Annotated in this window: 10 protein-coding genes, 1 tRNA gene, 2 rRNA genes and 3 pseudogenes (1 of these 16 only partly in view); 5 read left to right on the plus strand and 11 right to left on the minus strand. The window is 60.4% G+C overall.

Going from position 1 to position 12,443, the window contains the following annotated elements; translation table 11 throughout:
- The first annotated feature begins 195 nt into the window (after positions 1-195).
- Both TQ29_RS16510 and TQ29_RS16515 read left to right on the plus strand, forming a co-directional pair.
- Positions 196-600 (plus strand): hypothetical protein, encoded by a 405-nt coding sequence (locus TQ29_RS16510; RefSeq protein WP_054540072.1) that lies wholly within the window; start codon positions 196-198, stop codon positions 598-600.
- The gene (locus TQ29_RS16515) at positions 597-1,454 is read left to right on the plus strand and encodes an alpha/beta fold hydrolase (protein WP_054540073.1); all 858 of its coding nucleotides are present in this window, start codon (positions 597-599) and stop codon (positions 1,452-1,454) included. The genes TQ29_RS16510 and TQ29_RS16515 overlap by 4 nt, the downstream gene beginning before the upstream one ends.
- 130 nt (positions 1,455-1,584) lie before the next feature.
- On the opposite strand, the gene TQ29_RS16520 is transcribed toward TQ29_RS16515, so the two are convergent.
- The 3 genes from TQ29_RS16520 to pobA form a co-directional block, all read right to left on the minus strand.
- Positions 1,585-2,658, minus strand: a complete 1,074-nt coding sequence (locus tag TQ29_RS16520) for a hypothetical protein (protein WP_054540074.1) — start codon at positions 2,656-2,658, stop codon at positions 1,585-1,587.
- Positions 2,659-2,883: 225 nt separating this feature from the next.
- On the minus strand, positions 2,884-3,486 hold the full coding sequence (locus TQ29_RS16525) for a TetR/AcrR family transcriptional regulator (RefSeq protein ID WP_054540075.1): 603 nt from the start codon (positions 3,484-3,486) through the stop codon (positions 2,884-2,886).
- Between the two features lie 125 nt (positions 3,487-3,611).
- The gene (gene pobA / locus TQ29_RS16530) at positions 3,612-4,787 is read right to left on the minus strand and encodes a 4-hydroxybenzoate 3-monooxygenase (protein ID WP_054540076.1); all 1,176 of its coding nucleotides are present in this window, start codon (positions 4,785-4,787) and stop codon (positions 3,612-3,614) included.
- A gap of 82 nt (positions 4,788-4,869) precedes the next feature.
- Here pobA and TQ29_RS16535 point away from each other — a divergent pair, with 82 nt between their 5' ends.
- Positions 4,870-5,784, plus strand: coding sequence for a helix-turn-helix domain-containing protein (locus TQ29_RS16535; RefSeq protein WP_054540077.1), 915 nt, complete (start codon positions 4,870-4,872; stop codon positions 5,782-5,784).
- A gap of 498 nt (positions 5,785-6,282) precedes the next feature.
- Here the strand turns inward: TQ29_RS16535 and TQ29_RS16540 are convergent, their stop codons facing one another.
- From TQ29_RS16540 to TQ29_RS16550, 3 genes are all read right to left on the minus strand, one after another.
- A complete protein-coding gene (locus tag TQ29_RS16540) occupies positions 6,283-6,948 on the minus strand; it encodes a transporter (protein WP_054540078.1) in 666 nt (221 codons plus the stop codon).
- 2 nt (positions 6,949-6,950) lie between these two features.
- Complete coding sequence (locus tag TQ29_RS16545; protein WP_157445621.1) at positions 6,951-7,163, minus strand: hypothetical protein; 213 nt, start codon at positions 7,161-7,163, stop codon at positions 6,951-6,953.
- A gap of 154 nt (positions 7,164-7,317) precedes the next feature.
- Positions 7,318-7,938 carry a hypothetical protein gene (locus tag TQ29_RS16550; protein WP_054540080.1) on the minus strand — a complete coding sequence of 207 codons (621 nt, stop codon included), beginning with the start codon at positions 7,936-7,938 and terminating at the stop codon, positions 7,318-7,320.
- 290 nt (positions 7,939-8,228) lie between these two features.
- Here TQ29_RS16550 and TQ29_RS20785 point away from each other — a divergent pair.
- Positions 8,229-8,662, plus strand: a pseudogene (locus TQ29_RS20785) (helix-turn-helix domain-containing protein); the annotation flags it as partial.
- A gap of 79 nt (positions 8,663-8,741) precedes the next feature.
- Here TQ29_RS20785 and TQ29_RS16565 read toward each other — a convergent pair.
- The gene (locus tag TQ29_RS16565) at positions 8,742-9,119 is read right to left on the minus strand and encodes a DUF2958 domain-containing protein (protein ID WP_054540082.1); all 378 of its coding nucleotides are present in this window, start codon (positions 9,117-9,119) and stop codon (positions 8,742-8,744) included.
- A pseudogene (locus TQ29_RS20790) lies at positions 9,116-9,721 on the minus strand (zincin-like metallopeptidase domain-containing protein); the annotation flags it as partial. The gene TQ29_RS16565 and the pseudogene TQ29_RS20790, both read right to left, overlap by 4 nt.
- 82 nt (positions 9,722-9,803) lie before the next feature.
- Here TQ29_RS20790 and TQ29_RS21155 point away from each other — a divergent pair.
- Positions 9,804-10,727 (plus strand): annotated as a pseudogene (locus TQ29_RS21155) (McrC family protein).
- A gap of 103 nt (positions 10,728-10,830) precedes the next feature.
- Here TQ29_RS21155 and TQ29_RS16580 read toward each other — a convergent pair.
- From TQ29_RS16580 to TQ29_RS16590, 3 genes are all read right to left on the minus strand, one after another.
- Positions 10,831-10,907 (minus strand) — tRNA-Met (locus tag TQ29_RS16580).
- A gap of 79 nt (positions 10,908-10,986) precedes the next feature.
- Positions 10,987-11,101: ribosomal RNA gene (rrf, locus tag TQ29_RS16585) — 5S ribosomal RNA — on the minus strand.
- Positions 11,102-11,225: 124 nt separating this feature from the next.
- Positions 11,226-12,443: ribosomal RNA gene (locus TQ29_RS16590) — 23S ribosomal RNA — on the minus strand; it runs 1,615 nt beyond the window's last position.

Consider the following 12,443-nt stretch of genomic DNA (forward strand, 5'->3'; position numbering starts at 1 on the left):
TCAGGCGTCTGGCATGGATTATGCGTTCGAACCCCGCTCCAAGCCAATGGTCACAGCGGTATGGGGCAATACCCTGTAGAGCATACCCAAAGGTGTGTCCGCTGCGGGCGGTCAGGGTATTGGGGCATACCCTTCGGATCATTGCATATCGCATTGGCGCGTCTCATTTCTTCTCCACAAACGAGGGAGAACCTTATGCTGACGACACTGCACCGGATGCAGGATCAACTGAACCGATCCGAACATTTGAATCGTTTGGGCCGACTTTTTTCCGAAACGGTCCTGCTTGAGGTCGATGGGGATGAATTTTATCTGCATTTCGAAAAGGGTCGGCTGGAGCGGGTCGAACCGGGTCCCAGCCGCAAGACGCCCTGGCGCTTTGCCCTGCGCACCGACCGCGCCGCGCTGGAAGAGTTCTGGAAACCGATCCCCAAGCCCGGCTTTCATGACATTTTCGGCTTTGTGAAAATCGGCCGCGGCCGGGTGGACGGTGACATTCTGTCCCTGGTCAAGAACCTGCGTTTCTTCAAGGAATTCATGGCGCTTGCCCGCACCGATCTGGCCCGCACCGATCCGGCCCGCGAAGGAGTATCAGCATGAGCACGCTGATCGAACCCATCACCGGCCGCTATGTGACGGTGCAGATCGCCGATGCCCCGCGCCGCATCTATTTCGAAGAGGCGGGACAGGGCCGCCCGGTTTTGTGCCTGCACACCGCCGGGGCCGATACCCGTCAGTGGCGCCACCTGATGAATGACGCCCGGATCACCGCCAACAATCGGATGATCGCCTTTGACATGCCCTGGCACGGGAAATCCCTGCCCCCCGAAGGGTTTCAGACCGAAGAATACCTGCTGACAACCGAGGCTTACATCGAAACCGTTCTGGCCATGGTTGACGCGCTCGGGCTTGAAAAACCCGTGCTGGCGGGCTGTTCGATGGGCGGGCGCATTGCGTTGCAAATCGCAGCCCTGCATCCCGAAAAGTTCTCTGGTTTCATCGCCATTGAGGCCTCGGATTTTCAACCCGCATGGTATGATATCGACTGGTTCCACCGCCCCGACGCTCATGGCGGCGAAATGGGTGCGGCGCTGGTGTCGGCGAATATTTCGCCCCATGCCCCCGAGGCCGAGCGTTGGAATACCCTGTGGATGTTCATGCAATCGGGCCCCGGCGTGTTCCGGGGCGATCTGAGCTTTTACACCCGCGATGACAGCCTGATCGCCCGTCTGGGCCAGATCGACACGGCGCAGACGCCGGTGCATGTTCTGGTCGGGGCCTATGATCTGACCTGCACCCCCGAAGATGCGCAGCGCACAGCCGACGCCATCCCCGGCGCGACGATCGCGGTGATGGATGAGTTGGGTCACTTCCCGATGAGCGAACATCCCGAGGGCTTCCGTCCCTTCTTTGCCGCCGCGCTGGACGCGATGCCGCGCGGCGGGATGTCATAAAGGCTCCGGGCGTGGGCCCCCGCCCGAAGCAGACCTTGGGCAGCGCAGGGAGGTGCGCTGCCCGTTGGCCTATTCTTTGCCTGCTCGGATCAACCTCACCTTCAGAAAATGAGATCAGCAGCAGAGAAGGTCAGTCCGCCTTGGCGACACCGACCTCACCAGAAACGACGCGTTCAATCTCCTGCACAGTTTCCGATGCCTTGAATTCGTTTTCCCCTTCATAACGGGGAAGCGCCTCATGGAACGGGCATCCTTCAAACTTCGGATCGTCTTTATAGTTTGCGACGAAATGCGACGGGAACTGTTTGTCGAGCTCGCGGATAGACCCCATGAAGGCGCGGCGCTCTTCCTGGCTCATGGCTTCGCGGTTCTCGATATAGCTCCGCGACGGGTCGTCTTCGTAGGTTTCCTTGTACCAGAGAATGTAGCCCATCAACTTCGGCAGAATTTCCTGCGCCATCGGATGTGGCGGGTCGATCTGCATGGTTTTCAACGTGCTCGGCAGCGCGAGGCTGCGGATGAGTTGATGCCCGAGCCAGTGCAATTCTTCGGGGAAGTACCGGAACACAAACTGTTCGTAGATCGCCGAGGCGATCAGATTGCCCCGCTCTGGCTTTGGTTTTTCCATCGCTTCGAACTCTTCGCAGAACCGAAGGCACCCTTCGAAGTCCTCGGGATATCCGTGCAATGGCGTATTGTTCTCGGCCACGAACAGCTTGGACATCTCACCCCAGAACTTGTGGGAGCCGATCTTTTCATTCTCCGAAACGCCGGGCGCACCGACACGCAGACGGAACCGATGCATCAGCACGGCCGAGAAGGCGCAGACATAGATGTAATCGTCGTTATACGCGAAGGCTCCGGGATATTGCTTGGCCCAATGGGCGTGCAGCCGGTTGATCCCATCGACCGATTTCTTGGTGCGCTCGTCATGCGGCCCATACCACCACCACAACGCATTGGTGCTTTGTGTTTGCTCCACGCGAGAGGTGGCGCGTTCGACAACCTTGCCACCGTCTTCACGCCACACCGCAGCCGAGCCCCAATCGGTCACAACGAAGTTGGGGAAGGTCAGCGCATACATCATGTTCGACATGAACTCGCTCGAGTCATAGCAGCTCGCCAACTGCCAGATCCGCACATAATCGACCTCTGGGTCCAGCGACTCGATTTCCTGTTTGATCCATTTCTTCGGTGCAGTCATGCTTGATTCCTCTGGCGTTGCGCCTTGTCGATGCGCATGTGTCATGCCTATCGCCAGGACACTTAAGCGTACCATGTAGTACGGTTATTCCAGGGCCAGACTCATGTCAACATTTCCGTACACCTCGGTACCGAAATCGTGATCGAACGTAACGCGCGACATCGCTTCGGGTGTCCGGCCGGACACCCGCCACAGGGCCATCAGATTGTCCCAATGGAAGGAAGTTTAAGGGGCGTATCCCGCAAGAAACCGGCGGACAGCACGGCGTACCCGCTGCGCAATCTCTTGATCCGTGGGCACAGGCTCGGCCCCCCAAATTATGCGACTATAGAGCCCGCCATCGCAAATTCCGGTGAAATGCGCGCCGGCCTCTGGGTCACTGAGCGCCACAAGATCGTGACGTTTCCCCAAGTCCGAGAGAATTTCCTGCACCCGACGCAGGGTGCGAGCCGGGCCGTTCGAAAAGAAGATCTCGCCGATTTCCGGTTGCCGCCCGACCTCGGCCACGACCATCCGGCTGGTTTCGATCACCGGCTGCGAAAGGACAAGCCGCAAATAGGCGCAGCCCAGCGCTTCCAGGCCCGAGACCAGATCATCCGCCTCGGCTTCAACCGTTTCGAGCAACGCGAAAAGACCGGGGCTGGCCTCGGCCACGACGGCCCCGAAAAGCTCTTCCTTGCTTGGGAAATACCCGTAGAGCGTGCCCTTTGATCCGCCCAGGGCGCTGGCCACTGCGGCCATCGTGACGCCCGCATAGCCGCCTTCCAGAAACAGCGGGCGCGCTGTTTCAATGATGGATCGTCTCTTGGCTTCCGTCCGGACCCTCATTCAACAGTCTCTCTGAAGGTTCATCTTTGCGTACAAAGGCCACTGCATACGCGATGATATCAGAGCCGTAAACATATCTGCCGCGCCTTTCCGCGCCGCCTGTCCGCCCCGCCCTGGACCGAACATCACTCGTCGAACGGCAAGCCCACATAGTTTTCGGCCATGGCCGCCTGTGCAACGGCCGAGCCTGCCAGATACTCAAGCTCGCTTTCCTGAATATGCTGATCAAACTCGGACTGATCGGGGAAGCGGTGCATGGACGTCGTCATCCACCAGCTGAACCGCGTGGCCTTCCAGACCCGCGCCAGAGCAACTTCGGAATAGCGGTCCAGCCCCGACGCATCCCCCGCCTGGTAGAATGCCTTGAGCCCCTCGAACAGATAGTGCACGTCGGACGCGGCCAGGTTCAGCCCCTTGGCGCCCGTCGGCGGTACGATATGCGCCGAATCCCCGCACAGGAACAGCCGGCCCCAGCGCATCGGCTCGCTGACGAAACTGCGCAGCGGCGCGATGGATTTTTCGATCGACGGGCCGGTGACCATGCCTTCGGCAACCTCTTTGGGAAGGCGGGCTTTCAGTTCGGCCCAGAAGGCATCGTCGGACCAGTCCTCGACCTTGTCGGTCAGCGGCACCTGAATGTAATAGCGCGTCAGGTTCGGGTTCCGCATCGAGGCAAGCGCGAACCCGCGTGGATGGTTGGCATAGATCAACTCGTCCGCGCAGGGCGGGGTCTCGGCCAGAATACCAAGCCAGCCGAAGGGATAGACCCGTTCGTATTCCGTGCGAATGCTTTCGGGGATGGTCGGGCGGCTGACCCCGTGGAACCCGTCGCACCCGGCGATATAGTCGCAGTCGATCCGGTACTCCTGCCCATCCCTGGTATAGGTCACATAGGGTGCATCGCCGTCCACATCGTGCAGCGCGACATCCTCGGCCTCGTGAATAACGGTGGCGCCAAGGGCCTCTTGCGCATCATACAGGTCGCGGGTGACTTCGGTCTGGCCATAGATCATCACCTGTTTCCCGACGCGCTTTTTGAAATCCACGTGGAACATGCCTTTGGCCGTGGACAGATAGCAGCCGTCATGCACGATCCCTTCGCGGTCCATCCGGTCGCCGGCGCCCGCCGTGCGCAGCAGTTCGACCGTGCCCCATTCCAGCACGCCCGCGCGAATGCGCGACAGCACATATTCCCGCGTGCGGCGTTCCAGAACAACCGTGCCGATCCCCGCCTTGTTCAACAGCTGGGACAGCAAAAGCCCCGATGGCCCGCCGCCGATGATTGCAACTTGTGTACGCATAGCCCCCCCCTTTTCGGTATTAATAGAACACGCCAGGGCTTACTGAATGGACCGAAGCATCAAACTATGGTACTTTTGGAACATGCCAGACAATCCCGGCCCGACCACGCGCAGCACCATTCCCGCCTATGCGCTTTATGGCGAACGGCACGCCTTTCCCGATATCCTGCACTGCGAACGCATCACGGACCGCGCGGTTCTGCACGACTGGCACATCGCACCGCACCGGCATCCGCACCTGCATCAGTTCTTCTTCATCCAGCAGGGCGCGGTTCAGATCACCGTCGATGGCATGACCTATGATCTGGCGCCGCCGGTGATGATCAGCATCCCGCGCCTGACCGTGCACGGGTTTCGCTTTGCCAAGGGGACGGAAGGCTATGTGCTGACAATCCCGGTCGCTGAACTCTCCGACGCGCTTGCCGCCGACGCCACCTTTGCCAGCCCGCTGGACAGCTGGGGGCATTGCCCGGCCACCGAACGGATCGCGGCGCCCTTCGCGCAGATCCAGACAGAACACCGCGCGACACAGCCCGGTCGCGCGCCAATTCTGCGGGCCCTGGCCCTGCTGATCGCCTGTCAGATGGCCCGCGAGATGACCGAAGGGCAACAGGTGCCCACACGGGGACAGGACCAGCGCGTCAAGGCGTTCGAGACCCTTGTCCGCCAGAACTATCGCCAGCGCTGGCGGGTGGCCGACTATGCGCAGGCCCTGTCGATGACCCCGACGCATCTGAACCGGATCTGCCGGCAAGGGACGGGACTGTCCGCCTCGAAATTCGTGGAAACGATCCTGTTTCAGGATGCCTGCCGTCAACTGGCCTATACCCGCATCACCGTGGCCGAGATCGGCTATGCGCTCGGGTTCGAAGACCCCGCCTATTTTTCCCGCGCCTTTCAGCGCCGTATCGGACTGTCCCCCACGCAGTATCGCAGGAAACTGGATGGCGAGCCCCCCGTTGATGAGATCCCCGAAAGCGCCAACATTTCCGGGTAGTGTCTTGTTCTCAGATCGAAACACTACCGCCAGCCGCAGCAACTGGTCGAAGCTTCCCCCAGCCGCTCGTTATGGCGCCACGACCGCTATCGCCACGCCATGGATGTATTTCAGGCTCTCCCCCCTCCCGGTCAAGGTAGAGGGCGCAAACGAGCGGCACGACATTTCCGGATCCGTGTTCCCGGCGCCCCCGTGGCCCGGATCAGCACAAGATGGCAGCCTGTGCCGACCCAGGAAACATGGCCTCGTCCGCGTCATGCCGGAGCACGGTTTTATCAAGGCCTTCAACAGAAAGCTCGGGAATTGGCGCGGACACGATAACGAGGTCGGACACGCATCACGATGGTGCCACCCGCCCGTCATCGCGATCAGAGCCGGAAAATTCCAACTTCCGCTGATCCAGTGTTGGCGCACAGTACGTCGCACGCGCCACAATGGTTCCGCAGGAGCCGAAGCGCGGGGGCACCCATGGCTGAGCTGGCACTCAGCCATTCGCGCTCAAAACACCTTCATGATCCGAAACAGTGCCGATACATCCTGCTTGAACCCGCCCTTGACATCAAAGTCGTGGTTGATCTGCCCCAGCAGCTGAAGCGTGGGTGTAAGGGAGATCGTCGCGGCGGCGCGCACTTGCTGTTTCTCGGACGTGATACCATTGGCAACGTCATCAAGGGACTGATCGCCGCCCCAATAGCCGCCATATCCCAGCGAAAGGCGCAGTTTGTCGGTGGACTGATAGTTTATCCAGCTCTGAACGGTATATGTCGGGTCCTGCGACAGGATACCCCCGGCACCGTTGGCATTGCGATTGTCGCCATAAAGCGTCACGTCGCCCACGAGATCCAGATACCACTTTTCAGACAATCCGTAGACGCCGCCAAGCTGAAGCGTTCCCGAAACCCGGTTCGATCCGAGGTTGAGCGCATCGTCCGGATCATAGCTTCCGGTCGGGAAGTTCAGATAGCCCGCCACCCCCATATAACGATTGCTTGCCGGATCATTGACAAGCCACAAGGTCGCCGCGACGGTCAGATCCCCGAAGCCGTCAGCGCTTCCCAGATCGGCGCCGCCCAGGCTGCCGTTGCTAAGCTTACCCATCGGCAAAAGCACGTTGATATCCGCCGTCATTCCGCCGACCTCGAAGAAATAGACATAGCGCGGCATGATCACATAGCTTTCCAGACTGGCAGGCAGATCGCCCCCCCGATGGTCGCCCCGTCGTTGTCCCCATAGATCCCGTAGAGCAGAATGCCGTTGGTCCCCGGCGGGGCCGCGATGAAATCGCCGGGCTGCGTATCCGCAGCAGATGCCGCCATCGGCGAAAGAGCGAGGGCCGCCGTAACGGTGCCGAAAATGGCCTTACAGATTTTCTTGATCATCATCGTGTCGTACCTTTCTGGTTGATGTGCGTCACGGAGGCCGCTTGATGGCGGCGCTCTGACGGAAATGCGTGGTTATGCCGATTGCCTTCGCCCAAGGGCGTGCGGGGCTTCATCCGGCCTTTCTGCGGCCGGACCCCGGCCTGAAGTGATGTCAGCTATGTTGGGAAAGGGTCAGAACGCTGCCGTTTCCGTCGCACCCGATGCAGAGGCGACCATCCGCCAGAACGGCCAGATCGGCAAACGCGCTCAGCGGGCCGGGCATCAATCCAGCGATCCCCGGAGGGGTGTTGATCCTGCGCCCCACCCCGCCACCGGTTGGCAATCCAGAGGCCAGAACCGTCGCCGTGCCTGCGGTAACGCCGATGAGCTTTCCGGCGGTCCGGTCAAGAACCATGACAGGATCTCCCACCACGGCAACGCCATGGGGCTCGATCATGCCGGTATGCAGCACCTGCGGCTTACCATCGACAATCGCCACAAGGCGCCCGCTGCCAATCTCGGAAACGAACAGAGTTCCGTCGGCACCGATCGTGATCCCGGCGGGCTTGTCGAGACCATCGGCCACAACCTCCAGTTCGCCTTTGCCATCGATCCGCAGCACGCGGCCCGTGCCGCTTTCACAAACCAGCCAGGATCCATCGGAGTCCGTGACAAGCCCCATGAGCGTGTCGAGGCCAGTCGCGATCATTTCCGCCTCGCCGCCGGGGCGATAGCGCGCGACGTCACCGGCACTGTTGGTGCAGATCAGGGCGTCGTCGGCCTCTTCAACCACATTGCGGATATGCTCGATCTGCCGAATTCCAATAGATCAAGTACTGGCACAGGGGTGCGGGATTTCTCTGGAGCGATGCGACGTCGCCGCCATCAAGGCCGAGATCGCAGAGAAACAGAGGAAGGCGGCAAATCTGGATCAAGAAGCAGAGGGTGCCGAAACCGAAGCAAAACGCATAACGGCCGCCATCACGCAGATCGATCAGAAAATACGGACCGCCGACGGACAAGCGAAAGACGCCGATGCTGCACTTCGAGTTCCGCAACAAGCAGCAGCAAACCTCCAGGACCGGGTCTATTGCCCAGAGCCTGTATTACAGCTGGTCCAAGGAATTCCTCGAGGCCGGCAAGAAGCGTCTGGCGGGCGATACGGCTCGCGCGGCGACATCTACCGAAGTCAAGGATCTGCGCCGTGAGGCCCGCGATCTGAAGGAAGTCGTTGCCGAGCAGGCACTGGAGCTGCGGCTGCTCAAAAAAAGCATGATCGCGGATGGGGAAGACGACGAATGAGGTATCCCGCATCCGAGAAGCTTGAGGTTATCCGCTTGGTCGAAGGATCGCATCTGCCGACCAAGCGCACGCTGGACAAGCTCGGCATCCCCAGAACGACCTTCTACCGCTGGTATGATCGATATCTGTCGGGCGGCCCCGAAGCCTTGGAAGATCGCAGCCCCAGGCCGTCGCGGGTCTGGAATCGTATCCCGGAACCTGTTCGCGAGAAGGTCAAACCCGTCACGGAAAAAGGCGCAGCCCTCTCACTCTCCTGATCCGGAGTGAGAGCGCCACGCCGATGGCGTGGGAATTCTACTGCCTGTTTCGCAGTGACGCCGCGGCGGCCCTGAGCAATCGCTCGCTTTCTACGATGCTGCCCGCTAGCCGGGCCGCTTCGGCATAGACCGACAGCGGAAATAGCCCCTCGAAGAGGATGTCCCGCTCGATGCCAAGACCGAAGGGCAGAGAGATCGACCTGAACTCCGCGAGGCTGCACGAGCCCATCTCGGGACAGCCGAAGCCGAGATCGGCGAGCCCAAACAGCGTGTCGCCGTCCGGCTCCATTTCGGTGATGAGCCAGGTGCCCGCGCCGACGGGATTGAAGAATTTCACCACCGGCACATGGTCGACATCGCTCTGCCGCCCATTGGCCAGCAGCCGGTCGCGCAAATCGTCGGTCAAGAGGATCATGCCACTCTCCTGTCGCAAGCAGGTTCAACCCGGCTCGTCTGATCGGCATCATCCGGGGCGAAGGCCAAGAGCCAGTCGGCGGCCTTGCTCGCCTGGCTGGCGGCGCGGACGATGGCGCGATTGTCCTCGCGCAGGACCTCGAGCCAGGAGCCGATGTAATCGGCGTGCCGGACGGTCGGCGTGATGCCGAGCGAGGCGCAGCAAAAGGCGGCGTTGATCTCGGCGATCAGCTCCTCGAACGCGTATTTCTTCGAGCCGAACGAGCCGGAGAGATCGCGGTTGAGCCGATGGGGAGCGCCGCTGGCGTGACCGAGTTCGTGCAGGGCGGTGCGGTGCCAGTTGATTGGCTCGAAATAGGCCTGCGGCGGCGGCACCTGCACATAGTCATGGGCCGGCACGTAGAAGGCCCGGTTGCCGCCAATGCGAAAGTCGATCCCCGTCGCCGCGATCAGCGCCTCCACGCGCGGTTCGATCAGCCCGAGGTGGCGCGGGTCGTCCGCGCCCCGGCGCTTGCCCGCGACCGAAAACGGTTGGCACGGATAGCCCGCAGTGACGATGTCCACCGCGCCGCGCCACGGGCGGCCGTCGAAGGTGGCAACGTCAAGCGGTTCGCCCTCTTCATCGACGAGATCAATCGCGGAAACGTCGCCAACGTCTTCGGCGAGCTGATCACGCTGGTCGAAGTTGACAAGCGCATCCACACCGATTGCCCGGTACTCGGAGAGGACGGAGAACCTCAATGCCATCCGCGGACGACTCGAGCTGACCGAGCACCTGCGCGCGAACGCCTTCGATCGTTCTCATCTGCTCTGTCGTTTCGACGAGCGCAGCATCGACAACGCCTACAATCAGACGCTGAAGGGCGTCCTGCGAATCCTACTCGAATTCGCGCTGAGCCCGAGGACCCGCGCGATGGTGGCGGCGTTCCTCCATCGCTTTGACGAGGTGCCCGATCGCAGGGTCAGGGCTCGCGACGTCGGTGCCCTGCGGTTCGATCGCACCATCCGACACTGAGAGCCGGTGTTTGCGCGGGCCCGCTGGCTGCTGACAGGCCTCTATCCGGATGTTCGCATCGGCGACGCAGCTGGTTCCGCTCTGCTGTTCAACATGGAAAAGCTTTTCGAGACGGTACTCGGACTGCGCATCCGGCATGCTTGCCAGGTGCAGGCCGGGGCTCGCCTTTCTGTCGGAATTCAGAGCCCTGTGAAGAACCTCGCGACGGCGGGCTTCCAGCTGCGCCCCGACATCACCATTCAGAGCGAAGTTGAGACCGTTGCCATTCTCGATGCAAAATGGAAGCGCCTCGATCTCGGCGAAGCAAACTCCGGCGTCTCGAGCGGCGACGCGTATCAGATGAACGCCTACGCCAGTCGCTACCGCTGCAAGCGACTCGCGCTCGTTTACCCGGCCTCGAGGGACTGCCCGCCTGGAAGGATCACCGAGTTCGTGCTCATGACCGAAGAGCGGCCGGTACTGGATGTCGTCGCGGTCGATGTTCGAGAGCTCGCCTTTGGCAGCGGGATCCCGGCCGGCATCGATGCGATGATCCCGATCGAGCGGCACTGGAAGCAACAGTCATCGCAGGCACCGATTCACGCAGCGATATGAAGAACTTCGGCCCCTCTTGCTTCCACAGTGCTTCCACGGATGTTGGAAACGCGAACGCCGCCCCGGAGGGCGGCGTTCAAGCATTTGATAATGCGGTATAATTTGGTTGCGGGAGCAGGATTTGAACCTGCGACCTTCAGGTTATGAGCCTGACGAGCTACCGGGCTGCTCCATCCCGCGCCACGTGCCCTTTAGAGGTATTGTCCAGGGGCGCTGTGCTGGTATCGTTTTGAGAGATACGGTTTGTGCTTCTTTCTAGGTTTGGCGGTGACCTACTCTCCCACGTCTTAAGACGCAGTACCATCGGCGCGACGGTGCTTAACGGCCGAGTTCGGGATGGGATCGGGTGTTTCACTCGCGCTATGACCACCAAACCGAGAAAGAAGCACATCCGCAGGCGCTGTTTTTCGCGCCTGCCGTCCAGGTCAAGTACATGTTTTGTTGTGTATGCTTTTGATTGCTCCGCAGTTTCAGGTTCAAACCTTGCTTCTACTGGATCAAATCAAGCCTATCGGGCAATTAGTACCGGTCAACTGAACGCATTGCTGCGCTTACATCTCCGGCCTATCGACGTGGTGGTCTTCCACGGCCCTCAGGGATACCTTGTTTTGAGGGGGGCTTCCCGCTTAGATGCCTTCAGCGGTTATCCTTTCCGATCATAGCTACCCAGCACTGCTCCTGGCGGAACAACTGGTACACCAGTGGATCGTTCACCCCGGTCCTCTCGTACTAGGGGCAACTCCTCTCAAGTATCCTACACCCACGGCAGATAGGGACCGAACTGTCTCACGACGTTCTAAACCCAGCTCACGTACCTCTTTAAACGGCGAACAGCCGTACCCTTGGGACCTGCTCCAGCCCCAGGATGAGATGAGCCGACATCGAGGTGCCAAACACTGCCGTCGATATGGACTCTTGGGCAGTATCAGCCTGTTATCCCCGGCGTACCTTTTATCCGTTGAGCGATGGCCCTTCCACTCGGGACCACCGGATCACTATGGCCGTCTTTCGACTCTGCTCGACTTGTCAGTCTCGCAGTCAGGCTGGCTTCTGCCATTGCACTCAACGAGCGATTTCCGACCGCTCTGAGCCAACCTTCGCGCGCCTCCGTTACGATTTGGGAGGCGACCGCCCCAGTCAAACTACCCACCACACAGGGTCCCGGATCCGGATAACGGACCGCGGTTAGACATCAAGCAGAACAAGGGTGGTATCTCAAGGGAGGCTCCACCGGAACTGGCGTTCCGGTTTCAAAGCCTACCACCTATCCTGCACATGTTCGGCCTAATGCCAGTGTGAAGTTGTAGTAAAGGTGCACGGGGTCTTTCCGTCTAACCGCGGGAAGCCTGCATCTTGACAGGCAATTCAATTTCGCTGAGTCGATGTTGGAGACAGCGGGGAAGTCGTTACGCCATTCGTGCAGGTCGGAACTTACCCGACAAGGAATTTCGCTACCTTAGGACCGTTATAGTTACGGCCGCCGTTTACCGGGGCTTCAATTCGGTGCTTGCACACCTCCTTTTAACCTTCCGGCACCGGGCAGGCGTCAGACCCTATACGTCGTCTTGCGACTTCGCAGAGCCCTGTGTTTTTAGTAAACAGTCGCCACCCCCTGGTTTGTGCCCCCAGTCAATACTTGCGTAGAAACCGGGCCTCCTTCTCGCGAACTTACGGAGGTATTTTGCCGAGTTCCTTCAACATCGTTCTCTCAAGCGC

It is taken from the genome of Actibacterium sp. EMB200-NS6 (assembly GCF_001305615.1).
Taxonomy (GTDB): Bacteria; Pseudomonadota; Alphaproteobacteria; order Rhodobacterales; family Rhodobacteraceae; genus Actibacterium_A; species Actibacterium_A naphthalenivorans.